This is a genomic window from Paracnuella aquatica, from assembly GCF_003332885.2.
Classification (GTDB): domain Bacteria; phylum Bacteroidota; class Bacteroidia; order Chitinophagales; family Chitinophagaceae; genus Flavisolibacter; species Flavisolibacter aquaticus.
The window spans coordinates 643,369-667,385 of the sequence record NZ_QOWJ01000001.1 but is presented as its reverse complement, the minus strand read 5'-3'; the positions used below and the strand labels follow the sequence as shown (position 1 = coordinate 667,385).

At 47.5% G+C, this 24,017-nt stretch carries 20 protein-coding genes and 1 tRNA gene; 9 read left to right on the top strand and 12 right to left on the bottom strand.

Annotation, left to right across the window (positions count from 1 at the left end):
- The first annotated feature begins 106 nt into the window (after positions 1 to 106).
- The 4 genes from DRJ53_RS02905 (at position 107) to DRJ53_RS02890 (ending at position 3,128) form a co-directional block, all read left to right on the top strand.
- Positions 107 to 709 (top strand): TetR/AcrR family transcriptional regulator, encoded by a 603-nt coding sequence (locus tag DRJ53_RS02905; protein WP_114234059.1) that lies wholly within the window; start codon positions 107 to 109, stop codon positions 707 to 709.
- Positions 710 to 773: 64 nt separating this feature from the next.
- Entirely contained in the window at positions 774 to 1,406 is a 633-nt protein-coding gene (locus DRJ53_RS02900; RefSeq protein WP_114234058.1) for a nitroreductase family protein, read from the top strand.
- 70 nt (positions 1,407 to 1,476) lie between these two features.
- Complete coding sequence (locus DRJ53_RS02895) at positions 1,477 to 2,343, top strand: pirin family protein (RefSeq protein WP_114234057.1); 867 nt, start codon at positions 1,477 to 1,479, stop codon at positions 2,341 to 2,343.
- Between the two features lie 206 nt (positions 2,344 to 2,549).
- Positions 2,550 to 3,128 carry a DsbA family protein gene (locus DRJ53_RS02890; RefSeq protein ID WP_114234056.1) on the top strand — a complete coding sequence of 193 codons (579 nt, stop codon included), beginning with the start codon at positions 2,550 to 2,552 and terminating at the stop codon, positions 3,126 to 3,128.
- 196 nt (positions 3,129 to 3,324) lie between these two features.
- Here the strand turns inward: DRJ53_RS02890 and DRJ53_RS02885 are convergent, their stop codons facing one another.
- The 12 genes from DRJ53_RS02885 to DRJ53_RS02830 all read right to left on the bottom strand — a co-directional run bounded on the left by DRJ53_RS02885 (position 3,325) and on the right by DRJ53_RS02830 (position 17,464).
- Positions 3,325 to 3,918 carry an HAD family hydrolase gene (locus DRJ53_RS02885; protein ID WP_241558435.1) on the bottom strand — a complete coding sequence of 198 codons (594 nt, stop codon included), beginning with the start codon at positions 3,916 to 3,918 and terminating at the stop codon, positions 3,325 to 3,327.
- 465 nt (positions 3,919 to 4,383) lie between these two features.
- Positions 4,384 to 4,457 (bottom strand) — tRNA-Arg (locus DRJ53_RS02880).
- Between the two features lie 185 nt (positions 4,458 to 4,642).
- Complete coding sequence (locus DRJ53_RS02875) at positions 4,643 to 6,967, bottom strand: beta-N-acetylhexosaminidase (RefSeq protein WP_114234054.1); 2,325 nt, start codon at positions 6,965 to 6,967, stop codon at positions 4,643 to 4,645.
- A gap of 295 nt (positions 6,968 to 7,262) precedes the next feature.
- Positions 7,263 to 7,649: a hypothetical protein gene (locus DRJ53_RS02870; protein ID WP_123893322.1), complete on the bottom strand. Its 387-nt coding sequence runs from the start codon at positions 7,647 to 7,649 to the stop codon at positions 7,263 to 7,265.
- Positions 7,650 to 7,759: 110 nt separating this feature from the next.
- Positions 7,760 to 8,467 (bottom strand): pirin family protein, encoded by a 708-nt coding sequence (locus DRJ53_RS02865; RefSeq protein ID WP_114234052.1) that lies wholly within the window; start codon positions 8,465 to 8,467, stop codon positions 7,760 to 7,762.
- A 36-nt stretch (positions 8,468 to 8,503) separates the two neighbouring features.
- Positions 8,504 to 9,058 (bottom strand): NADPH-dependent FMN reductase, encoded by a 555-nt coding sequence (locus DRJ53_RS02860; protein WP_114234051.1) that lies wholly within the window; start codon positions 9,056 to 9,058, stop codon positions 8,504 to 8,506.
- A gap of 48 nt (positions 9,059 to 9,106) precedes the next feature.
- Positions 9,107 to 9,883, bottom strand: coding sequence for a TerC family protein (locus DRJ53_RS02855; protein ID WP_114234050.1), 777 nt, complete (start codon positions 9,881 to 9,883; stop codon positions 9,107 to 9,109).
- 282 nt (positions 9,884 to 10,165) lie between these two features.
- The gene (locus DRJ53_RS02850; protein WP_114234049.1) at positions 10,166 to 10,636 is read right to left on the bottom strand and encodes an Lrp/AsnC ligand binding domain-containing protein; all 471 of its coding nucleotides are present in this window, start codon (positions 10,634 to 10,636) and stop codon (positions 10,166 to 10,168) included.
- 87 nt (positions 10,637 to 10,723) lie between these two features.
- Positions 10,724 to 11,968: a glutamate-5-semialdehyde dehydrogenase gene (locus DRJ53_RS02845; RefSeq protein ID WP_114234048.1), complete on the bottom strand. Its 1,245-nt coding sequence runs from the start codon at positions 11,966 to 11,968 to the stop codon at positions 10,724 to 10,726.
- A gap of 15 nt (positions 11,969 to 11,983) precedes the next feature.
- Positions 11,984 to 13,018 (bottom strand): glutamate 5-kinase, encoded by a 1,035-nt coding sequence (gene proB, locus DRJ53_RS02840; RefSeq protein WP_114234430.1) that lies wholly within the window; start codon positions 13,016 to 13,018, stop codon positions 11,984 to 11,986.
- 470 nt (positions 13,019 to 13,488) lie between these two features.
- Positions 13,489 to 16,695, bottom strand: coding sequence for a S41 family peptidase (locus DRJ53_RS02835; RefSeq protein WP_114234047.1), 3,207 nt, complete (start codon positions 16,693 to 16,695; stop codon positions 13,489 to 13,491).
- Positions 16,696 to 16,786: 91 nt separating this feature from the next.
- Positions 16,787 to 17,464, bottom strand: a complete 678-nt coding sequence (locus DRJ53_RS02830) for a class I SAM-dependent methyltransferase (protein ID WP_114234046.1) — start codon at positions 17,462 to 17,464, stop codon at positions 16,787 to 16,789.
- A 625-nt stretch (positions 17,465 to 18,089) separates the two neighbouring features.
- Here DRJ53_RS02830 and DRJ53_RS02820 point away from each other — a divergent pair.
- From DRJ53_RS02820 to DRJ53_RS02800, 5 genes are all read left to right on the top strand, one after another.
- Positions 18,090 to 18,965: a glycosyltransferase family 2 protein gene (locus DRJ53_RS02820; RefSeq protein ID WP_114234044.1), complete on the top strand. Its 876-nt coding sequence runs from the start codon at positions 18,090 to 18,092 to the stop codon at positions 18,963 to 18,965.
- Between the two features lie 81 nt (positions 18,966 to 19,046).
- Positions 19,047 to 20,174 carry a glycosyltransferase family 4 protein gene (locus DRJ53_RS02815; RefSeq protein WP_114234043.1) on the top strand — a complete coding sequence of 376 codons (1,128 nt, stop codon included), beginning with the start codon at positions 19,047 to 19,049 and terminating at the stop codon, positions 20,172 to 20,174.
- A gap of 77 nt (positions 20,175 to 20,251) precedes the next feature.
- Positions 20,252 to 20,995, top strand: coding sequence for a polysaccharide biosynthesis/export family protein (locus DRJ53_RS02810; protein WP_114234042.1), 744 nt, complete (start codon positions 20,252 to 20,254; stop codon positions 20,993 to 20,995).
- 29 nt (positions 20,996 to 21,024) lie between these two features.
- A complete protein-coding gene (locus tag DRJ53_RS02805) occupies positions 21,025 to 21,600 on the top strand; it encodes a WcaF family extracellular polysaccharide biosynthesis acetyltransferase (RefSeq protein WP_114234041.1) in 576 nt (191 codons plus the stop codon).
- A 61-nt stretch (positions 21,601 to 21,661) separates the two neighbouring features.
- Positions 21,662 to 24,001, top strand: coding sequence for a GumC family protein (locus DRJ53_RS02800; protein WP_114234040.1), 2,340 nt, complete (start codon positions 21,662 to 21,664; stop codon positions 23,999 to 24,001).
- The last annotated feature ends 16 nt before the right edge of the window (positions 24,002 to 24,017 follow it).

The following is a 24,017-nucleotide window of genomic DNA, read 5'->3' as shown; positions in this document are numbered from 1 at the left end:
TGGGATTTCCGAACCGCATCAATTTGGCATTTTGTCATTTAACAGACTGCTGATTTGGATTTTTGCCAAATGGTATTATATTTGCTAACACTGTTAGGTATTAGTTATGGGAATAGCAGAAAGAAAACAACGGCAAAAAGAGGGCGTACGCACCGCCATACTGCAGGCTGCCTGGCAAATGGTAGAGCAGGAGGGTTGGCAGGCGTTATCGCTGCGCAAAATTGCCGACGCGATTGAGTACAGTGTGCCCGTGATTTACGACCATTTTGAAAACAAGGAGGCAATCCTGCTGGAGTTTACCCGCAAGGGATTTCAGTTGCTGAACGAGCAACTGCAAAATGCAGTGGCTGGGAAAAAAGACGCAGCGGACCAACTAACGGCGATCTCGAATGCTTATTGGAATTTTGCTTTTTCAAATGCTGAGTATTACCAGCTGATGTATGGCTTGGGCATGCCGAGTTGCGAAACGGTGCGGCAAATACCCGAGCTGAGCAGTTTTACTGATTTGCTGCTGCAAACTGTAAAGGCGATCATCGCGTCAGGCAACAGTAAAGACGCAGATCCCTGGCTGAAGCTCCACACTTTTTGGTCGATGCTGCACGGACTTATTTCCATCAATATGATGGGCAAGGAAAAGAAGCTCGACCCAATGCAACAGGCCGTGCTGCACGATTTCACCAAATCATTTATCCAGAGCCTAAAGAAGTAAACTTTTTTTTACCCGGTTTGTTAACACTGTTAGCTTTTTTAATTACGATATAATATAACACACCATGAACTTACTTGAAGCTTTAAATTGGCGCTACGCAACCAAACAAATGACCGGCGAGCCGGTACCGGCTGCTAAAATTGAAAACATCATCGAAGCCACACGACTGGCACCTTCATCTATGGGCTTGCAGCCGTATTCGGTGATTGTTGTTTCCAACGCAGATGTAAAGAAATTGATTCAGCCCGCTGCTTACAACCAGCCGCAGATTGTACAAGCTTCGCACCTCTTGGTGTTTGCCGCTTGGGAAGATGTAACTGCAGCACATGTTGAAGCCTATATCCAGGACATTGCCGATACCCGCGGCGTGGCTGCCGAGAGCCTTGATGCATTTAAGGATTCGCTGATGTCGATTGTAACCGGCCGCACACCGGAACAAAAACACGAATGGGCTGCCCGGCAGGCTTATATTGCCTTTGGAACCGCCATTGCTGCAGCAGCAACCGAAGCAGTAGATGCAACGCCGATGGAAGGATTTGTGCCGGCGCAAGTGGATGAGATTTTGGGATTGAAAGAAAAAGGCTTGCGCAGCGTAACCATCCTGGCCATTGGCTACCGCGATGAGGCGAAGGATTTTTTGGCCAATGCAAAAAAAGTGCGCCGGTCAAAGGAGCTTTTTGTACAGGAAATCGCCTGATACACAAACGAAGCTGTTGTGCGGGTACACAATTTTTACCCCACACCAGTTACTCAATAAAATGTAACCAATGAGCATACAAAAACCCGTCAATGCCATATACCGTGCAGGCTACACCGATTACGATAGGCTGGATACCTACCGGGTAATGCCGTCCCGCAACGTAACGATGGACATGATGGACCCGTTTATTTTCCTGAACCACCATGGCCCACAAGTCTATCCTCCAAATAATGCGGGCCTGCCTTTTGGTCCACACCCGCACAAAGGCTTTGAGACGGTGACCATTATTGTAACCGGCGACCTCGTTCACCAGGATAGCACCGGTTTCAACAGCAACATCAAAGCTGGCGGCATTCAGTGGATGACTGCAGGGGCGGGCATTATTCATTCCGAAACTTCATCCGAAGAATTTAAAGCATCAGGCGGACCTGTGGAAATATTGCAGCTGTGGGTAAACCTGCCTGCACGTTTGAAAGGCACGCCGCCGGCGTATACGGGTTTGCAACATCCCGAGATCCCGCATATTGTTTTGGAAAATGGTGTGCAGATCGATGCGGTATCGGGCACCTGGGCCGATCAAAAAGGTGCGCTGCAATCGCTTTCGGATGTACAACTGGCAACGGTTGCGCTGCAAAAGAATGCATCGTGGTCGTTGACGGTAGGCGCCGATCGCAACGTGTTGTTTTATGTGATCCGTGGAAAGCTTTCGGTGAATGGCTCGGAGGCAGAAGCCAATGACCTGGTTGTGTTCAATGCTGAGGGCACTGTGATACAAGTGCAGGCATCAGAAGATGCTTTAGTGCTCATTGGACATGCGATGCCAAACAAGGAACCTATTGCTGCACATGGCCCTTTTGTAATGAATACACAAGAAGAAATTAGGAAGGCATTTGTTGATTACCAACAGGGAAAATTTGGTGTCTGGAACCACTAAAAAATTAGGAGTGGGGCGATAAGATCAGGCGGCATTATTATTTGTGCAAGGATTAGATGGATAGCTGTGTGCAAAGATATTTTAGGTCTGGAAAACTATTGCAGGTAGGAAATGTTGTTTGTAGTGGATGCACACAGTTTAAGATTTTGGAAGTATTTAACTGCTGATCTTTGAGCCCTTTTCCTTAATGCTATTTTATACAAACAATGAGAAACGTAAAAGATATACCCGAAATAATAGAACCACGCGATATAGTTGTGGGCAACCCCAATGCACCAGTAACTATTATGGAATTTGGCGACTATGAAAGCGAAGCGTGCATGCAAGCCAATGAGGTGGTGAAAGAGCTGCTTGAGTATTACGAAGGACAAGTGAATTTTGTGTTCCGCCATTTCCCGCTTACAAAAGTGCACCAGCGTGCCCACAAGGCCGCGGAAGCCGCAGTGGCTGCGGGACAGGAAGGCAAATTTTGGGAAATGCACCAGGCGCTTTTTGCCAATCGCCGCAACCTCGGCATCATTTCACTGAAAAGCTATGCCCGTGAAGTGGGCGTTACCGGCAAGCGTTTTTTGGAAGACCTGATGAATGGCACGTATGGCTGGCAGGTGCAGGGCGATTTGCAGGAAGGCCTGAAGATGGGCGTTCGTGATGTTCCCCATTTTTTCATCAACAACAAATCGTTTGACGGCACCTGGAGCACCCGCAATGTGAAAACACATATCAACAATCTGTTGCAGGAAGTGGCCAGTATGCCTACGGTGGGAACGAAAAGAAAACGTGCCTAATGGGCAAAGCGTCTTCGTCGAATTTTTGCAGAAACTCTTGTGTTTGAATTTAGGACTAGTGGTGGCGTATGAAATGGACCTGCAACTACTCTTGTGCTGTGAAAATTTGCTTAAGAACCAGGTTCAAATTAGCTACGCGTTGATCGAAATAACTGCAAACAAGTTGAATTGACCTGCGTAGTGCAGGTCTTTTTTATTATTGCTCACCACTTATTTGATCCACCCGCACCCAGCTCATTCCGGCTGCTTTTGCAGCGGCTACGCCGGGATTGCCGTCTTCGAATACCATACAGCGCTCCGGAGCAACGCCCAATGTGTTTGCTGCAAGCAGGAACGGATCAGGGAATGGCTTGCCGCGTAATGTGTCTTCGGCGCAAACCAGTACCTCCACGAGGTGATCGATTTGGAGCAGCGCCAAAGTTTTTGAAACGGTACTTTTTCTGCCACCGGAAACAACAGCGACGCGCTTTTTACCTGCGTTTAATTTTAAGTGCTCCAACACAAAATCCAGCGGCTTGGTTTGGGGCAAATATTCATCAACAAAAGTTTGCGATTTTTGCTGTGCAAAAAGCACTGGATCAAATGAAACAGCGTAGCGCTGCAAAATTTCTTCAGCAACACCAACAGTTGGTACACCGGCCATTTCATCCAGTATCGACGGGTCCAGCTCAAATCCATGTTGCCGGGCCGTTTGCACAAATGCAGCTTTGTGTAAATGCATGTTGTCGGCAAGGGTTCCATCGCAATCATAGAGCAATGCATCAAAGCCATTTGCAGTGATTTCACTCAACCGATGCAATTTTAAATCGCTCATTGTGTCTTGTGCAAAATTCCTTGTATTCATTTCGCCGCAAAGGTAGCCCGATGCGGCGGCTATAAATGGTTAAAAAAATTGTTGCGATGAGCATGAGTACTTGTTTGGATTGAAAGTGTACGGTTCCACGAATTGTAACTCTGCTAAAAAAGAAAGTGAAAGAATCTGAAATGAATTTGTGTTTTTTAAAAACAGAGTTGTCATGCCGACCTTTTTTTGGCATCTCCAATGAAATAAAAAGCGGCAATTAAAGAAGCAGATGTTCGGAAGTTAGCCTACAAAATTTCCCTAATGCGAGGGGGTGCCGAGACGAGTTCGGCATGACGTACTCCGCAGGGCAAAACGATTTTTATATTCGTATAAATTGGATGAAGAGTAATGTCTACACCAACAAAAAAGCCCTGCAAGTTTTAACTTACAAGGCCTTATTTGTGTTGGTAGTGACCGCGTCAGGATTCAAACCTGAAACCTTCTGATCCGTAGTCAGATGCTCTATTCAGTTGAGCTACGCAGCCAGTATTTTGAAGACTTTTTTCTATTTTTCGCACCGCATTACTGCGTTTAGCGGAGTGCAAATATAGAGCGCTCTATGTTTTCTACCAACAGTTTTTAAAAAAATTTTTAAAAGATTCCTATTAAGTCATTGCATTGCAATGATGTTTGATGGATGCATTGCAATTGTGCAATCCAATCAACGCAATTAACGCACTTCAATTTCATCCAAAAACATCCATGCTGCATTGCCGGCACCGGGCAGGTTCGCAGGAATTTTCTCCAATGGTTTCAGCACAAGTTTTACAAACCTGCCGCGCTGTCCTTCCGCAACCACTTCCAGCATTCCCTTTTGCGGGGTTACCCCTTTAAACTCTCTTGCTGTACCCATACGTTTGTAACTGGTACCGTCGGTAGAGAGGGAAACTTCCATTTCCTGCGGCGGATGCACCCAACTGCCACCGGCAGAAAGTGCATGGGCTGCCACCATTTCCAGTGGCTGTACGCTACCCAGGTCAATTACAATTGTTACGGGCTTGCCGTTGTACCCAATGAATTCGGCACTGCGGGTCATGCCTTTGTTATTAATGATGCCATTCACCAGTGTGAACGCGCCGTCGCCGGGATAGTTGGGAGCAGGAGGCGGGTTGATGGTTACTTTTTTACCGGTGGCTTTGTTGAACATCAGGTTCACGGAAACAGAATCCATCACTTGGCCATTTCGGCTATACAAGGCCGTTATTGCCGATGTTTGGTTTACCACAATTGGCGCGGTGTAGTTTTTAGCAAAATGCACTCCGCTGATGCCATAGGTCAATTTGCCTGTTTTATCTTTTGATGCAAGTTTTACCTGCAAGCCTTTATTACCCTGCGCAGGCTGCACGGTTGCAGCAATGTCAAAGTAAGCCTTGCTCCAGTTTACACCCCATGTATTATACCGTGTGAATTGTGTTTGCAAACGCTGCTCAAACTCAGGCCAGCTTCTTCCGGCTTTAGGGCTCCACAGCACTTCGCTCAGTGCACCAATTCGCGGAAACACCATGTACTCCACCTTTTGCGGATAGCGGATGTATTCCGTCCACAGGTTGGCTTGTGCACCCAAAACAAATTTGGCTTGCGCTTCATTTAATTCTTTCGGTACCGGCTCGTAGCTGTACACTTTCTCAATAGGCGTAAACCCACCAATGGTTACTGAATCTTCATCGCCAGACTGGCTGTGGTCGAAGTACACATGGCTGCCCGGCGTCATGATCACCTGGTGTTTGTCCTTTGCAGCAGCAATACCGCCGGCCTCACCACGCCAACTCATTACAATAGCGTTGGGCGCCAAGCCACCTTCCAAGATCTCATCCCAACCAATGATGGTTTTGCCTTTTGCGTTCAGGTATTTTTCCATGCGCTGGATCAGGTAACTCTGCAGACCATGTTCGTCTTTCAAGCCTTCGGCTTTAATGCGGGCCTGGCACTTGGGACATTGGGCCCAATGTTCTTTTGGTGCTTCATCGCCCCCCACATGAAAATATTTTGATGGGAAAAGCGGAACTACCTCGTCTACAACATCCTGCAAAAACAGGAACGTGCTGTCTTTGCCGGCGCAGAATATATCTTCAAACACGCCAAATGTTTCCTGCACTTTTTTTCCTCCTTTTGCCTTGCTCGCTGCAGAAGGGTGGTGTGGTATTTCGGTTTCTTTTTCAGGGAAACAGCTTAGCCACGGAAATGCGGCAATAGCCGCAGAGGCATGACCGGGCATCTCTATTTCGGGCACTACAGTGATGAAGCGGTCGGCGGCATATTTCACCACTTCCTTTACCTCTTCCTGCGTGTAAAATCCACCATAGCGCTGGTTGTCGTTGCCGGTACCGGGATAGCGGCCAATGATGGTGCCGTCACGCCAACCGCCAACACTTGTAAGCTGGGGATATTTTTTAATTTCAATGCGCCATCCCTGGTCATCAGTAAGATGCCAGTGGAAATAGTTCATTTTATGCAGCGCCAAGTAGTCAATGTATTTTTTTATGAACGACAGCGGGAACATATGCCGTGTAACATCGAGGTGCATGCCGCGGTATTGAAAGCGGGGCGCATCGCTGATGCGAACGGCAGGAATGGCTACCGACTGCATTCCCGGTGCGGCATTCGCAGGCAACAATTGAATCAAGGTTTGCACACCGTAAAATGTTCCGGCTCCGGTTTCACCATCAACGGTGATGCCGGTTGGGCCGCTAGTAAACGCATAGCCATCATTGCCCGGTGCTGCAATATGCTGGCGGGTGCTCAGCACAATGCTGTTGGCCCCGCGCTGTTTGGTAACCGGCAATTGAAAACCGAGGTACTGCTGCAGGTAATCGTTTAAAAAACGGGCAGCATTCAGGTCGGCATCGTTCGGCACCACCAACTTGGTGGCAGCGGTCAGTTTAAAAGTGCCGGTAGCGGTAGTGATTGAGGCTGGTTTCGGAATGATGGAGATTTTTTGGCCTATCACCGTACCGGAAAGAAAAAGGGAGCATAGTAGGAACAGGGTGATCCGCATACTTCAAATTTTGCGGCAAGTTAAACGCAAACCAACGAAAAGAAAACAACGGGTTAGAAATCAGGAATTTAACCGGGCGACCAACAGCTTTTTTGTGCCGGCGCGATGTCGGTTAAAAGACTAACGAATGTTGATGAGATATATCGCCGGAAACAATTCCAATCACTATTAAAAAATGACAGCAATGTGTAACCGCTTTCATCATAGATAGGCAAAGCGGTATTGTTGAAGAATTTCCGCTCAGAATGATTGCTCCGCTCATTTTCCGGAGCAATCGCAAAATCATTATTTATACCTAATACCACGCTGCTTCAAACCTGCGGAATTCCTGCTTGAGTTCGCTATATAATTTGCGGAACGTGTTCATTTGGTCGCGTAGCTTGGAATGGTTATCCATCCGGATGCTTTCGAGGCCCATGCCGCTTAGTTTTTTTACAAATGCCACCAGTTGTACTTCGGCGCCGTGCAGGTCGTGCCGCAGTGTATCGATCACTTCTTTTTCGCGGATAAACCGGTTTTGAAATTGCTCCACCTGCGCAGTTACTTCAATTAAAAAGTTTTTGCTGACCAACTCTTCGAGATGGTGTTCAAAAATGCGGATTTCTTCTTTGGCAAACTGGAGTTCTGCAATCCAAAGGCGGTATTCGAGGTGCAGTTTCGGGATGGGAACAGTGCCTACCATGGGTTTAAGTTTTAGTGCTTCTATAAAGCACCCCTTTTTTGCCCAGCATTTGGCTGACTCATCGGCCATTTGTACTTGATTAAAGTCAGCGGAATGGCGCAACAAAAGCCTTAAACTGGTACTTCCATCAGCAACACTTCGGCAGCTTTGTTGGCAACTATCTCCAAGTTATCTACATCCGTGATGCCCAAACCATCACGCCGGTTCAGTACAATTTCGTTTACGGTAATATCGCCTTCAATCAAAAAAACATACACTCGATTTGCGGTGCCTTTTAAATTGTAGCTAACGGCTGTTCCTGCATCCAGCATGCCAAGGCTAAACCACGCATCCTGGTAAATATTCACGCCTTCGGATGAGCCCATTGGTGATACAACTGTTGCGAGCTTATTGTGCAGTTGCGTATCGCCAAAGGCCTGTTGTGCATAGCGCGGCGCCACCTCTTTTTTATTGGGAATGACCCATATCTGCAAAAAACGCACGGGCAGGTGCGGACTAGCATTTTTTTCAGAATGCATGATGCCAGTGCCGGCGCTCATTACCTGCACATCGCCTTTTACAATGCGTTGCACATTGCCCATGCTGTCGGCATGTTCCAGCTCGCCTTCCAGCGGGATGGAAATGATTTCCATATTATCATGTGCGTGGCGACCGAAACCCGCCCCGCCCATTACCGTGTCATCGTTCAATACCCGCAGGGCGCCAAAATGCATGCGGCTCGCATCGTGGTAAGTGCCGAAGGAAAAGGTATGCCACGAGTCGAGCCAACCATGATTAGCGTGGCCACGGGTTGTTGATTTGTGCAATACCACTTCCATGCAAAATGATTTTATAGGGTTATGTTTTCAAACGCATTAAACAGGCGTTGTGGCTGCAGCCATCCGGCCGGCCAACCAAAGGAATTCCTGTTTGAACACATCAATATTTTTTTGAAAAGCCGCGTCGATCAAAATGCCTTTTGCGTCAAACTTTTTATCAACGCCTGGCACAATGAGCATAAAAGGAGAGGGGACGCCAAACAGCGCCAGGACAAACAATTGCAGCTTCATTGCTGCACGGATGCCGCCCAATGCACCCGGCGAAGCCGTTACTAGTCCAAAGGCTTTGTGCTGCTGTTTGGGAAAATGATCGAACAGGTTTTGCATGGCTGGCGCATAGCTGCCGTTGTACTCTGGCGTAACAATAATAAACGCATCAGCAGCAAACATGCGGGTGGCCAGTTCACGGTGTTTTTCCGGCGCTTCTTCCGGGCTAAAATACACTTGTTCCATCGGTGGCAAATGGTGTTCCCTCAGGTCAATCAGCCCGGCATCGTTGCCCGATTCGGAAAAAAGCCATTGCAAATAAAGGGCAACCCGCAGCGTGGTGCTGTTTTGCCGCGGGCTCCCCGAAATAATCTCAATCCTCATGTACGATTTATTAAACGGCCTTATCCAAACCGGCTAACAGCATAACAATTAAAGCTCTTCGTTGTTGAGCTGCACCGTTTCCGAATTTTTGCGCAGCCGCATGTTGATCAATTCCACCACCAAGCTAAACGCGATGGCCGAATAGATATATGCCTTGTTGATTTCTTCGTGGAAACCTTCCGCAACCAGCATCACTCCAATCATGATGAGGAATGCCAGCGCAAGTATCTGCAGCGTTGGTTGCTTGTTAATGAACCGGCTGATGGGGCCGGCGAAAAAGATCATGATGGTCATGGAAATAACCACGGCTACGATCATTACCAGCACTTCTTCAACAAGACCAACGGCGGTTAAAATGGAGTCAAATGAAAACACGGCGTCCACCAGCACAATCTGGAAAATAACGGCACTGAACGAAGAGGGTGCTTTTTTGGGTGCGCCGGGGTCATGACGTTTCATTTTGTGGTGAATTTCCAATGTGCTTTTAAACACGAGGAAAATACCACCGGCAATGAGGATGAGGTCCTTCCAGCTGATGCCCAGCCCTTCGCCTGCCTCATTTTTAATAAAGCCAATGGTAAATACCGGCTCGGTAAGGCTGATGATCCAGGAAATGGCCAGCAGCAGCATAATGCGGAATGCCATGGCAATGATGAGACCCAAGGTGCGGGCCCGCGGCTGTTGCTCCGCGGGCAGCTTGTTTGAAACAATAGATATGAAAATAATGTTGTCCACGCCGAGAATGATCTCCAGCACGGTAAGGGTGACCAGGGATGTTAAGACTGCCGGGTCGGCAAAAATGGATAAGTCGGCTATCAGTGTCATAATTTGTTGGATATGTAGAAAAGTGAGGCCGCAACAGCCCCTTTATGCCAGTACAAACAAACATCATACTAACCTCCATGGCCAACCGATGTGACGCCTAGATGAGCTTGTTTAATGCTTTGCTTTAAAGTGGCAATGGCTGAGTTATGCGATGCGCAAATATCGCGTGGCGCCTTTGAAAAAACCAAATGAAACAGGAAACGAAAGGGAAAGCGAACAAAATGATCGTCAGCACTAGATTTTAATAGCTGCCGTAAAATTTTTTAAACAGCATATAGCCGACTATTCCTCCGGGATTGGGCACCCCCTTTTGATCACTGTACGGAAATTGATCAGTGTTTCGGTGCGGACAATGCCTTTGATGCTGTCGATCTTATCGTACAGCACATGCATGAGGTGGTCGTTGTTTTGCGCAATGATTTTCACAAACAGGTTGTAAGCACCCGAAACAAAATAGCATTCCACCACTTCCGGCACTTTTTGCAGCGCCTCAATGACCCGGGCAGTGTTGGCGACTTCTTTTAAAATAATACCGGTAAATGCAGAAGATCCGTAGCCCAGTATTTTTTCATTGAGCTTGATCTCGGTGTGTTCGATCACTCCGAGTTGCTTCATCCGGGCAATCCGCTGGTGGATCATCGTGTTCGACACATCCAGCGACTTCGCGATTTGGGAGTAAGGTTTTTCAGCATCCCCGGTCAGTTCGTTCAAAATTTTCCGGTCAATTTCATCCAGTGCCGATTTGCCGTTCATTGCGCTTTATTTGGGATGGAAAAATAATTAATGTTTGATTCTTTGTATAGTATAATTCTGCTGGCTCTTTATCAATGCTAAAAAGCACTACCGAACCTGTCCATTGCCGGTGATGACCCATTTTTCAGTGACTAGTTTTTCCAGTGCAAACGGGCCACGGGCATGCAGTTTTTGGGTGGAAATACCGATCTCGGCGCCCAATCCAAATTCCTCACCGTCCGTAAACCGCGTTGAGGCGTTGGTGTAGACAGCTGCCGCATCCACTTCCTGCACAAACCGCTGGCAGGCTGCTTTATCTTTCGAAACTATAGCTTCCGAATGGCGGGTGGAATATTCCGCAATATGTGCCAGCGCTGCGTCCAAACCATGCACAACTTTAATAGCGCATTTCATGCTCAAAAATTCGCGACCAAAATCTTCAGCAGATGCCTTTTCCAGGTGCGGATAACTGCGCAGCAATTTATGTGCAGCAGCATTCGCAAAGATTGTGACGCCGGCTGTTGCAAATGTTGCGGCAAGCTGTTGTAAAAACTGTGGCGCTATCGTTTTGTCTACTAAAATTGTATCCACCGCGTTGCAAACCGAAGGCCTGCTTGTTTTTGCATTGACAACGATGTTCACTGCTTTCTTTACGTCCGCAGCTTCATGCACATAAATATGGCAAACACCAGCGCCGGTTTCAATTACCGGCACCAAACTGTTTTGCCGCACATAATTGATCAGGCTTTCAGAGCCGCGGGGAATCAATACATCAACGTAACGGGTAGCCGAAAATAGTGCACTCACTACCTCGCGGTCGGATGGCAGCAGTGTTACGCAATTGGGGTCAATGCTGTTTTCACGCAATGCCTGTTGAATGATTTTCAAAGCCGCTTTGTTCGTGGCTTCCGCTTCACGGCTGCCTTTGAGCACACAGGCGTTGCGGCTGCGAAGGCATAACGCTGCAATGTCAAAAGTGACGTTGGGCCTCGATTCATAAATGGCGCCCACCACGCCCAGCGGCACCGCCCATTTTTGCAGCAACAAACCATTGGCCAGTTTGCGGCCTTCCAAGATCCTGTTCGACGGATCGGGCAATGTGCTGATCTGCCGAACGGCCGCAGCAATGGCATTGATGCGCTGATCATTAAGCAACAGGCGGTCGGTACGCGGGTCGTCGCTTTTTTGCTGCGCCACGTCTTTTTTATTAGCCCGCAGCAATGCAGGAGTTTCTTGCTCCAGCAGTTCGGCCAGCCGCAGCAAACTTTGTTTGATCTGCGCTTCTGATGCAGCCCGTAAACTGGCGCCGGCCTTATGCGTTTTTATGATGGCTTGTTCTGCTTTTTGCAACATGGTGTTGGCTCGTTATTAAAATAAAACGATATCGTCGGCATGTGCGGCCACCGCATTTTTCTCTGTTTTATGGCGGGCAATTTCCGCTGCGTCCATTTTTACTTTTGCCACGCCAATGATGGTTCCCGATTCATCGACTAATTGCACTACTTCCCCGGCCGCGAAAGAACCTTTAATATGCTGAATGCCCACTGCCAGCAGGCTTTTGCGCAGCAACAATGCTTTAGCCGCGCCGCTATCAACCTGGATTCCACCGAGTGTAATGGAACCACTGGCCAGCCAGCGTTGTCTTGCTTTCAGGTCGGAGCGCTGCGGCAAAAAAGTAGTGCCGCAGTTGCCCGCTAAAGACTGTCGTAATGCATCCGGTTCCTTCAAACCGGTGATGATCACTTTAATACCCAATGAAGTGGCAAGGCGGGTAAATGTGATCTTGGATAACATGCCGCCCAGGCCTAGGCTGCTTTTGTCGGTGGAAATAAAACCAAGCAAGCCATCATCGATCTTTTCAACCAATGGAATAACTGTTTTCTTATCGTCGAGAAAGCCACCCACCGAAGTGCAAATGATCAAAGCCGATGCATCAAACCCAAGTGCTAAAAGCGTTGCCAGTTCGTCGTTGTCGCTGAACTTCAGTTCGACATTGCTCACCAAGTCGTTTTCATTAACGACCGGCAAAACATCGTTGCACCAAAACTCCGCAAAGGTTTCTTTGAGCTGCAAAAACTGTTGGCGATTGGAAAAATGGTGGCGTTCGCAAAGTGCCTGTGCCACCGTTAGTCCGTGTGGCTGAAAATACTGGTGATACAGGCGGATCAAAATGGGATTGCCCACGGCGGCGGCGGCTTTACGTTCCACCAGGGTGCCACGGTATTTTTTAAAAAACTGTTTGCCGGAACCCACGGCGCCGCTGGAAACCAGCACTACATTGTATTGCCCGTGCAGCACGGCGACTTCTCCAGCAAGTCGTTCAATCACTGCCTCGTCAATGTATCCATTGCTGTTGGTGATCACCGCAGACCCGATTTTAATAACCAGAATTGGTTTGTTCATGAACAGCATTTTTGAATACCGGCTAAAAATAATGCGTTTTTCTTAAAAAAAATTTTGGAATAAGCGCAAAGCGTAGAAGTTTGTTCAAAAAGCTAGTTTTATGTTTTCGGCGCTTAGTGGTTTAAAAACACGTTGTGTCAACGGCATGATGGGTAATCTGTATTTGTTCCGACAAAGAATGCGCTTGACTGGGATTTGAGCTACTTCATCCAATCTGGGATTTAAAGCATTTTGCAGATTACTAACGGGTTTGGTTAGCCGAATGTTTTACGATTGAAAAAAGGCCCCGGCTTGTTGCCAGGGCCTCTGCTAATTTCAAGCGAAAGGATATTGATTTTTTAAAACAATGCTCTTCTATGCTAGCGTTCTGATTCCGTTCAGTTCAGATGCTTCGCTGCGCTCAGCACGACAAAGCCTAGAACGAAATGAAGTGCAGATATTTGGTGGATTGAACGATTTGATATCAAAAACTATTTCACTTCTTTAATCAGTTCTGCTACTGCCGTTTCTAGTTGCTGGTCTTTGCCTTTTGCAACTTGCTCCTGAATGTTCCTTACCTTGATATCAGGTTCGGTTTGCAGGTTTTCGAGGTAGCGGCCCTGCACATCTTTTACACCCAGCGGTGGTACGCCCCAGCGCAGGGTTTCATCCTGCAGCATTTCCCAGCCGGCAAAGGTGCAGGTGCCCGGTACCGGCATGCCTACCAGTCTACCCAACTTCAAATCGCGGTACGAAAAAGCAAAGCAATGACCATCACTGTAGTTGGCTTCGTTGGCCAACGCAATGGAAGGCTTGGTCCAGCGGAAATTGGGCTCAAAACCTGCCGACCGATTGTCGGTAGTATAATCCAAAAATTTCTGCCCGCTTAGGAACATCGCAAGATCGGCAACGAGGTCGCCGCCGCCATTGTTCCGCGTATCCACCACCAGTCCTTTGCGGCCGGCCCATTTACCCATTACCTCTTCGTAAGTGGTGCGGTAGGCATTGTCGTTCATGCCCGGGATGTGCACATAACCCAATGTGCCGCCACTCAGTTTATCCACTTCATCGGCGTTGCGTTCTACCCAGCGCTTATATAGCAATGCGCTTTCTTCGCCTGGTGTAATTGGTTTTACCAACACCTGACGGCGACTGCCATTTGGATCAACTAGGTTGAGCAAAACATTTTTGCCGCCCTTGCGGTTCAGCAGATAAACCCAGTCGCGATCTTTTGGAATGGCTTCACCGTCGATCGCTTCAATGATGGTTCCGGGTAGTATGTTCAAACCACTTTTACGCAGCGGACCTTCGGCAATCACTTCTTCAATCTGCAGGCCGGTGCCCTTATAATTGTTGTTGAAAAACACACCCAGCGAAGCCGTTGCATCGGCGTTTGGCACTTGCGGATTGAAGGAAGATCCCGAATGCGATACGTTTAGTTCGCCCAACAGTTCGCTCAGCATTTCGGAGAACTCGTAGTTGTTGCTGATGTGCGGCAGGTATGCTTCGTAGTCTGCTTTCAACGCGGCCCAGTTAGCGCCGTGATAACCCGCAGTATAAAAGGTTTTTTGTGTTCTGCGCCAAACATGATCCAGCATAAAAGCCCGCTCTGCCGCCACATCTAACATCACTTCACCACTGATGGCAATGGTTTCGGGCTTGGTGGTTGTGGGATCAAGTTTCATGATTTTATTGTCAGCTAGTAAAAACAAAAACTTCTGGTCTTTATCCCACACGATGCGTGCATTTTGCGCATCCAACGGCACGGTCATTTTTGTTTCCTTGCTGCGCAGGTTGGTGTTCCAAAGGTTGTAGCCTTTTTCAAACCGTGCCAGGTAATACAAGTTTTCCCCATCTTTCGAAATTTCAGCATCGGCAATGTTGGCGGAATGCAGTGTGAGCCGCACTTTCCGGCTGTTGAGCCCGTCCCAATCAATCGCAATGGTGGTGTCCCGTTTTGCACCTTTTTTAGCAGAATCTGCTTTTTGTTTTTTCTCTTCTGCTTCTTTTAATAGCGCCGCTTCTTCCTTTGTCAAACGAAACCGGTCGTAGGCTTCTTGCGTAAAAAACATTCCGTAAACATCGCGCTGACCGCCACCACTTGCAGCCTGTGCCCGCAAACCATCACGGGTGCTTTGCCACATCATCATCTTACCACCGGCCACCCATTTAGGTGAAAAATCAGGAAAACCGCTTTCGGTAAGGTTTCGTTTTTTACCGCTGCCGTCGGCGGCAATCATACCCACTTCGCCCGGCGCAAAACCTGGTTCGGTAAATTCAAATAACAGCCATTTGCTGTCGGGGCTCCATGTAAAGTATTGATCGTTGTCGCCCATTGAAAAAAGTTCCGCCGTAGTCAACAGTGTCCGCACCTGTTTGCTGGCCAGGTTGTACACTTTCAGCGTCATGCGGTCCTCCACAAAGGCCAGTTCTTTTCCATTTGGCGAAAACTGCGGCTGGTAAGCGTCTTTGCTATTTTCAATCAACACATCTTCTTTGATCAAAGTGGCGTTGAAAAAATACGGTTCCTCCGCTCTTGTTTTTGTGGCACGCATGATCTTCCAGCCATCGCCACGTTCCGATGCATACACCAGGTGGTTGCCATCAGGGCTGAATGTTACCGATCGTTCCTGTTGCGGTGTGTTGGTAATGCGCTTCGTTGTGCCTGCATCAACCGATGCCGTAAACACTTCGCCGCGATAAATAAAAGCTACTTCTTTTCCGGAGGGAGAAACTGCCAGGTCGCGTATACCGCGACCGATGGAAAGCAACCGCTCTGGATTGATCTTAGCGTCGTAAGGAATTTGCACTGATAGTTTTTGCGGCTGGCCGTTTTCGGTTTTGGTGTAGATCTCTCCATTGTAACCAAAGCAAAGCGTGCCATTTTTTGCAGCAGTTAAAAAGCGTACCGGGTGTTTAGTAAATGAAGTTACCGCAACGCCCTTGCCGCCACCAGCAGGCATTTTATACACATTGAACGAGCCGCTTTCTTCGCTTAAATAATATATCGAATTGCTACCCGAATAAATAGGATTGCGGTCTTCGCCTGCAAACTTAGTGAGCTGTACATGCTGGCCGGTTTGTGTATCCCACTGCCAGATATCGCGGGCCACCGCCGACTGCTGGTGTTTGCGCCAGCTGTTTTCGCCGCCTTTTTTATCGTGGTAAACAAGGAAGCGGCCGTCGGCGCTCCATTGCACATCTTCGGCTGGCGTTGTCAGCACTTGCTGCACCCGGCCGCCGCCCAAAGGGACAGAATATAATTCGGGTAAATAGGCAGTGGGGTAGAGGCGGTTGGCAGCGGCATCCATACGGGCTGCGCCAAAATATACCTCCTTCCCGGTGGGCCCTACGCTGTATGGAAATTCGTTGGCGCTGTGATGGGTTAAACGCGTTGCTGCACCACCAGTGGCCGGCATTTGAAACAGGTCGAAGTTGCCATACCGGTCGGAAGCAAACACAATCGTCTTTCCATCGGGGCTCCACACCGGCATAAAATCGTGTGCTTCGTGAAGCGTCAACGGCACGGCCGTTCCGCCTGATGCAGCCACACGATACAAATCGCCTTTATACGTAAACACAACGGTGCTGCCATCAGGTGAAATAGAAGGGTAGCGGATCCAGGAAGGTGCTTCCTGTGCTGCTGCTGTACCTGTGGCAAACGTAAAAGCCAGCAGGATTTTTTTGAATTTGTTCATGGTAAAAAGTAAAACGGAAAATTATTAAATCTATCGCTTGGCGGGGTAAAAAAGTGGATATCGAAAATCAATAGATCTACAGATTTTTCAATTATGAATTTGCACTAAAATGCAAAACGCTGATTGGCGTTGTCTGCCCGTCAAGCACCACATCATATGTTTCATGTTTGCGGCAAAAAGAGAGCAGTGCTGCAACAAAACTTTTGGCTGCAAGCCGCTGCGGTGTTGCCAGCACTATTTGCACGTCGTTGTGTAAGAAATCTTGAATTACATTTTGCAGTTGACTAAACGCTGCGGGATCGTAATTGCCATCCGATAATAAAACAGTATCCGCATTTTTTATATGCGCCGGTATATTATTCCAGTCGACCACCTGATGATCTATATGATCCAATTCATTTTTAATTGCTGCATTTTTTGCCCAAAAAATAGCGTTGGGGTGAATATCGGTACACACAACGTGCAACGTGTGATTTGCGGCAAGCAATGACGGAAGACCAAGACCAGCCCCCAACTCAAGAATCTTTTTATTTTTTACTAGTTCCGGATGTTCCTCCAAAAAATAACACATACCAATAGCCGACGGCCACAACCTCGACCAGTAGGCAGTTTCAGCGGCAACGCCATTTGCTCGCATTGCCGAGTATTGTTGGAAAATTGCTTCCGGGTCTGGAACCGGGAAGTTAATGGCACAACTTTTAAATAGAAAGGCGTGCTCAACAGTTGGAAAAAGGCCGGGTAAAATTTGTGGATCAAACGAATGGTTCAAGTGCAATGAGTATATGCTGCAAAATTAGGTAAGCACATTTGCATCGTATTGCGTTTTCTAATGTTTAAAAAGGTGAGCGGCAAATATTTATTTATAAAAATCACCGTTTATCATTAAACTTTTTAGGTACAGCGATATCTAAACCAACGAATTGAACAAATGCTTTTATTAGCGACAATATTTTTGTGAAGAATCTGGTCCGGATTTATTAAATGCATCATTGGAAAGAACTTGTGCACCGAACAAATCCATCATGTGTTTCAGCAGAAATTGTAAAAAAAGAAATTTATGCAGCAGAAATAGGTATTTATAAAAAAAGTATTATTTTCGATGCGGAATTGGTTGTGTTTACGTTCCGTAGTTCAACAACATCCCGTTACCCCGTTTCCTCCATCCTTTCAGAAAACCAAGTTCCATCTTTCCTGGATTAACGTTTTGCTCAGCCTTATCGAATAACAAAGTATTGCTTTTTTAATGCAGTATATCGCTGCAGGTTTGTAGTACACATCCCGATGAGGCATACACCATAATCCAGATCCTCCTAAAGATCCACCGTTTTAACACGTGTTGTCTATCTGTCCTATGACTGATATTCTAATCCGCAAACTTTAAACTAAAGCGCACAATGGATCTTTCGATCACCAACAAAACGAAAACCGTTACCGGCTCCATCGCCCCAGGTAAGGTGCTCCGCAAAGAGCCCGTTACTGCACAGCGTCCGCTTCGTATTACGATCATAACGGTTACCTATAATAGCAGTCACACAATAGCTGATACGCTGGAAAGCGTAAAGGCGCAGCAATACGAGAACATCGAACATATTGTTGTCGACGGCGCCTCTACCGACAACACTATTGATATTGTACGTTCTTACGAACATGTATCCAAATACATTTCCGAAAAGGATATGGGGCTGTACGATGCCATGAACAAAGGCGTGCAACTGGCCACCGGCGATATTATTGGCATCCTTAATTCCGATGACGTTTATGCCCACCCACATGTGCTGAGTCATGTGGCCGAAATATTCACCCGCGAACAAACCGACACCCTCTACGGCGACCTGGATTTTGTAGATCCTGATAACCTCGACAAAGTGGTGCGTTCTTGGCGCTCCGGCAAATTCAGCCGTTCCAATTTTCATTTTGGCTGGATGCCGCCGCACCCAACCTTTTTTGTTCGCCGCGAAGTGTATGAGCAAACCGGTTTGTTTAACCTTTCGTTGCGCAGCGCCGCCGATTACGAACTGATGCTGCGCATTTTGTTTAAGCATCAATACAAAACTTCATACTTAAAAGAAGTGCTGGTAAAAATGCGTGTAGGCGGTATGAGCAATGGCTCGTGGCGCAAAAGGCTTAAGGCGAACATTGAAGACCGCATGGCCTGGAAAATGAACGACCTGCGCCCATACTTTTTTACACTGTACATGAAGCCCATGAGGAAGCTGTTTCAGTTTGTGGCGCCTTATCTAAGGCCTGCGCACCGAAGCCAGATTTCCTAAACACTACACCCATACGCCCTTTCAAAAAGCACCAAGCCCAAGTAATCCAGTACCTACGGGGCCGCAAACAAACCATACCAAATGAACGCTTCACTTATTGCCCTGGCACTAAGCTTTATTGTTGTATACTTTTTCATCCCGGTCATTATCAAGATCGCTAAAGCAAAACGGCTGTACGATGAACCCGATGAACGAAAAGTGCACAGCCGTCCTATTTCATCTTTAGGTGGGGTAGGGGTTTTTGCCGGATTTATTTTCGCGTTGTTATTATCGTCCGATATGGCCCAGAGCGGCCACCTGCCATACTATGCCACCGCAGGGCTGGTCATTTTCTTTTTGGGATTGAAGGACGATATAATGGTCATCAAACCATTTAAAAAACTGGTGGGCCAATTAATTGCCGCCGGCATCCTGGTGCACCTGGCAGGTTTGCAGATCACTAATATGTACAGTTTCCTCGGCGTTGGTGTTATACCAACATGGCTCGGGGTGCTGCTTTCCTATTTTTTAATTGTGCTCATCATTAATGCCTGCAACCTTATCGATGGCATCGACGGCCTGGCTGGGTTGCTGGGGCTGTCAATATGCACCCTGTTGGGCGCCTATTTCCTGTTTTGCGGCAGCACTGCCAACGCGGTATTGGCATTTTCCCTGGCTGGGGGGCTCATTGCCTTTCTTATATATAATATGCAGCCGGCAAAAATATTCATGGGCGACGGCGGCTCGATGCTCATCGGCCTGGTGGTGGCCATTCTCGTCATCCGCTTCATCAACTTTGCGCCGGGCAGCGAAGTATTGCCACTGAAAGCTTCACCAGCAATTGCGTTCAGTTTGTTGGTGGTTCCCCTGATGGACACCCTGCGGGTATTTGCCATAAGGATGTTGCAGGGCCATTCGCCGTTCCGCCCCGACAAAAACCATGTGCACCACCTGCTGCTGCGCAAAAAATGTTCGCATCAGCAAATTGCCATTGGCCTCACGCTGGCCAATACCAGTTTTGTGCTGGTGGCATTTGGCGCCGCACACCTCAATGTCAACCTGCTGTTCCTGATCATTGCTGGTTTATTCTTTTTTGGAATGGGGCTGGTTGCCCGCACTTCGGTTTCGTTCAAACGGGGCGGGGTGGTGTTTACAAAAAGCGCCACTGGTGCTGCTTCCGCAAGGCCCGGCGTCATCCAGGCGCAGGGAGTAGTGGCCGAAACCAATTAGCCAAGTTTCCATTACCTTTAGTGCCCAATGTTTAACCAAAACCATTTCCTTTAAAAAAGTATAATCAACACTTTGTTATGAACGCTGTTTTAAGCCGTATTACCCTATTGTTACTGATTGTTGGATTGTATTCGTGCGGGTCTACCAAAGACATGATCTTGCTGCAACAAAATCCCCCCACCGCAAAAGGGCAGGAGGCAAGCCGTACAGTTCCCATTTCTGAAAAAGAATACAAGATCCGGCCGAACGACCGGCTGATGTTAAACATATTTAGCCTGACCGATGAAAAGGTAAACTTCATCAAAGACCCTCAGATCGAAAAACTGGTCGATTTTCGCGGCCAAATTGAACTGCCTGTAATTGGCAATGTAACCCTGGCCGGCTTGACCCTGAAGCAGGCAGAGGACACCTTGAAGCGTGTATCTTCGGACTACCTGCGCAGCCCAAGCGTTACTATTAAACTGATGAACTTCCAGGTTACAGTGATTGGCGAAGTGTTGCGTCAAGGCGTGGTGCTCGTGCCAGATCCTGAAATCAATTTGCTCGAAGCCATTGGACAAGCCGGTGGTTTTAGCGAAAATGCCAACCGTGAAACTATCCGTATTGTACGCAACGAAGGCAAATCGGCAAAAATTTATCCCATCAACTTGCTCGACCAGAATTCGATGAGTTCTAAAAACTTCTTTTTAGAGCCCAATGACGTAATTTTGGTGAACCCACGTAAGGTACTTTCCAACCAGCAGAACCGGCTTTCCACCATCAGCTTAGTTTTATCCCTGATCTCCAGCACTTCATTTATTATCTACCAACTTACGCGGTAAACAAATTTTTGGGGCAAACGAAAGTGGATATGATAGCAACCAAAGCGAACACGAGGGGGCGGGTAAATTTAGAAAAATACAACAACGTCTGGTTTAAAACCGGCGCCCCGGGCTGGAAGGTTTTTATCTGGTATTTCATAAATATTATCTTTTTTATCAATCCACTCAACCCATTCTCCAAAATAAAGTGCATCTTGCTGCGGCTTTTTGGCGCCCAGGTGGGCAATGGAGTGGTGATCAAGCCATCGGTAAACATCAAATACCCCTGGCTTTTGACCATTGGTGATCACGTTTGGATTGGGGAGCATGTTTGGATCGACAACCTGACCCGCATTTTTATAGGCAACAATGTTACCCTTTCCCAGGGTGCACTTTTGCTTACGGGCAGCCACAATTATAAGTTGGAAACGTTCGACCTAATTGTAAAGGAAATAAAACTGGAAGACGGCGTGTGGATTGGGGCAAAAGCTGTGGTATGTCCGGGTGTAACCTGCGCATCGCACAGTGTGTTATCAGTGGCATCGGTTGCCACCGGCGATATGGAGCCTTACTGGATATACCAGGGTGTGCCGGCCGAGAAAAAGCGGGAACGCTTTATAAACTAATATCCTACAAACCAAAACTTTAAACATTAAGTACTCTAACTTTACCTATTACTAAAGTAAAATGGAAACGACAAAGTTTATAAATCCACCTTCGTACCAGTCTGTGAAACGTATTACCACGTCTGGGTTCCAGAAGTTTTGGAAAGACGTGGTGCGGCATAAATATCTTTTCCTTATCAGCCTCGTGCTGTTCCTGGTGGGCGCCTACATTACCAATGAATCGACACCGCCGCAATACATGGTGGAAAGTTCGCTGATCATTAAGGATGCATTCAACCCCACTTCCAGCCCCGGCCGCACCCTTGTTTCCCCCGAATACCAGGGCAATACGGTTTCGCCAGTGAACAGGGAGGAGGAGATGGCGATCATTACCTCGTATCCATTTATTTATAAAACCCTGCGCAACCTCGACATGCAGGTAAGCTATTTCGAGAACACAAGATTTAGGTTGAAAGAGGTCACTAAGGATCTGCCGTTTACTGTGCAGTTCCCCGATACCTCACTTACCAAAGGAGTGTACAACCGGACCTATTCTGTGTTTTTCGAAGAAAATGGCAATTTCGTCGTTAACGACGCCGGCCTTGGTAAAGCAACCGGGAAGGAGTTTGCACCGGGTAATACTTTGTACCTTAATAATGTTCCTGTAAAAATCAAAACAAGTGCAGATTTTGACGCAGCCAGCCTGGCTGGCAAAGAGTTCCAGTTTACCGTGCACAACCTGCACGACCTGGCTTGGGGTATGAAAAGCGCCCTCAACGTATTCATTGGTGGCGAAGAAAGCTCGGTTATTTCGTTGCAGGTAAAAACTGAAAACACTGAAAAAGGCATTGCATTCTTGAATGCCATCACCAAGCAATACATTGTTGATAAATACGAGGAAAAAAGCCGCTCTGCTACGCAGGCACTGATGTTTATTACCGAGCAGATCAATTCGGTACGCGGCAGCCTGGGCAGCGCCGAAAGTAACCTGGCTTCGTTCCGCGCCAACAACACATATACTGATGCCAATGAAATGGCGAGCCGCAATCTGACCGTAATCCAGCAACTGGATGAAGAGCGGGCGAACCTGACCCTCAACGAACGGTATTATTCTAAAGTACTCGACGACCTGTCGCAAAATGCGGATGTTGACCAACTGATTTCACCATCATCTGTAGGCATTACCGATAACCTGACCGAAGGATTCATCAAACAGTTGTCTGACCTTCAGCTGGAGAAAAACAGCTACCTCGCCAACGGCGGCGGCGTTAAAAACCCGTTGGTTCAGGAAATTGATGTGCGCATTAAAAATGTAAAAGCTTCTTTGCGCGACAACATCCGCAGCCTTTCTGCTTCTAACCGTACCCGCCTGAACCAGGTAAATACACGGGCCAGCCAGTTTGAGTCGAAAGTGTTCAATATTCCGATTGCTGAAAAGAAATTTACAGATATCAAGCGCACCACCGATTTCAACGACGGCCTGTACCAGTTTTTGATGCAGAAAAGGGTAGAAGCGGGCATCATGAAAGCTTCTGCAACCGTTGAAGACAAAGTGGTGGAGCCTGCATTCCTCACCAGCTCGGTGCCTGTTACGCCTAAAAAAACCAACAACTATGCGTTGGCTGTTTTGTTTGGCCTGGCGCTGCCCCTGGGCATTGTGCGGGTACGTAGGTTGATGAACAAACGCGTTGCTGACAAAGCGGAAATCATGAGCCATTCGTCGGTTCCCGTGGTTGGCTCGATTTACCACAGCCTGAAAAAAGAGCCGTTTGTTGTTACTTCCAGCAACCGTTCGGCGGTTTCGGAATCGTTCCGGATGCTGCGGTCGAACTTGTCGTCTTATTTAAAAGATAATACTGATAAAGTGCTCCTTATTTCGTCGCTGGACAGCGGCGAGGGCAAGTCGTTTATCTCTACAAACCTCGCGTTCACTTATGCGCTGGCTAAAAAGAAAACGATCCTGATCAACCTCGATATGCGTGTACCCAGTTCGGTATACCGCGAGTTGGGTACACACAGACACGGCATTTCCGAATTTTTGTCGAACAATATTCCGCTGAAGGACATCATCATGAAGACCGATAACGAGTACCTCGATATCATTGGGACCGGCACGCTTCCTGACAATCCTGCGGAGTTGCTGATGGACAATAAGCTTGAATTTTTACTCGAGTACTTGAAAGCGCAATACGATTATATCCTGATCGATACGCCGCCACTCGGCCTTGTTGCCGATCCGCTGATCATCTCACGTTTTGCGAACGTTATGATGATTGTGGTGCGTGAAAAATACACGCAACTGCAGCGCCTTGGCGAACTGGAAGATATGTACCGGTCGGACAAACTGAAGGACGTATGCATGGTAATTAACGACGTGCATATGGATAAAAGCGCCTACAAAAACGCTTACTACTACAACTAAACGTAGTGTCTTTAAT

What these genes read in the sequence shown, in the direction of transcription:
- DRJ53_RS02905 (WP_114234059.1), top strand. Translation starts at nt 107, where the DNA reads ATGGGAATAGCAGAAAGAAAACAACGGCAAAAAGAGGGCGTACGCACC.
- DRJ53_RS02900 (WP_114234058.1), top strand. Translation starts at nt 774, where the DNA reads ATGAACTTACTTGAAGCTTTAAATTGGCGCTACGCAACCAAACAAATG.
- DRJ53_RS02895 (WP_114234057.1), top strand. Translation starts at nt 1,477, where the DNA reads ATGAGCATACAAAAACCCGTCAATGCCATATACCGTGCAGGCTACACC.
- DRJ53_RS02890 (WP_114234056.1), top strand. Translation starts at nt 2,550, where the DNA reads ATGAGAAACGTAAAAGATATACCCGAAATAATAGAACCACGCGATATA.
- DRJ53_RS02875 (WP_114234054.1), bottom strand. Translation starts at nt 6,967, where the DNA reads ATGCGGATCACCCTGTTCCTACTATGCTCCCTTTTTCTTTCCGGTACG.
- DRJ53_RS02870 (WP_123893322.1), bottom strand. Translation starts at nt 7,649, where the DNA reads ATGGTAGGCACTGTTCCCATCCCGAAACTGCACCTCGAATACCGCCTT.
- DRJ53_RS02865 (WP_114234052.1), bottom strand. Translation starts at nt 8,467, where the DNA reads ATGGAAGTGGTATTGCACAAATCAACAACCCGTGGCCACGCTAATCAT.
- DRJ53_RS02860 (WP_114234051.1), bottom strand. Translation starts at nt 9,058, where the DNA reads ATGAGGATTGAGATTATTTCGGGGAGCCCGCGGCAAAACAGCACCACG.
- DRJ53_RS02855 (WP_114234050.1), bottom strand. Translation starts at nt 9,883, where the DNA reads ATGACACTGATAGCCGACTTATCCATTTTTGCCGACCCGGCAGTCTTA.
- DRJ53_RS02850 (WP_114234049.1), bottom strand. Translation starts at nt 10,636, where the DNA reads ATGAACGGCAAATCGGCACTGGATGAAATTGACCGGAAAATTTTGAAC.
- DRJ53_RS02845 (WP_114234048.1), bottom strand. Translation starts at nt 11,968, where the DNA reads ATGTTGCAAAAAGCAGAACAAGCCATCATAAAAACGCATAAGGCCGGC.
- proB (WP_114234430.1), bottom strand. Translation starts at nt 13,018, where the DNA reads ATGAACAAACCAATTCTGGTTATTAAAATCGGGTCTGCGGTGATCACC.
- DRJ53_RS02835 (WP_114234047.1), bottom strand. Translation starts at nt 16,695, where the DNA reads ATGAACAAATTCAAAAAAATCCTGCTGGCTTTTACGTTTGCCACAGGT.
- DRJ53_RS02820 (WP_114234044.1), top strand. Translation starts at nt 18,090, where the DNA reads ATGGATCTTTCGATCACCAACAAAACGAAAACCGTTACCGGCTCCATC.
- DRJ53_RS02815 (WP_114234043.1), top strand. Translation starts at nt 19,047, where the DNA reads ATGAACGCTTCACTTATTGCCCTGGCACTAAGCTTTATTGTTGTATAC.
- DRJ53_RS02810 (WP_114234042.1), top strand. Translation starts at nt 20,252, where the DNA reads ATGAACGCTGTTTTAAGCCGTATTACCCTATTGTTACTGATTGTTGGA.
- DRJ53_RS02805 (WP_114234041.1), top strand. Translation starts at nt 21,025, where the DNA reads ATGATAGCAACCAAAGCGAACACGAGGGGGCGGGTAAATTTAGAAAAA.
- DRJ53_RS02800 (WP_114234040.1), top strand. Translation starts at nt 21,662, where the DNA reads ATGGAAACGACAAAGTTTATAAATCCACCTTCGTACCAGTCTGTGAAA.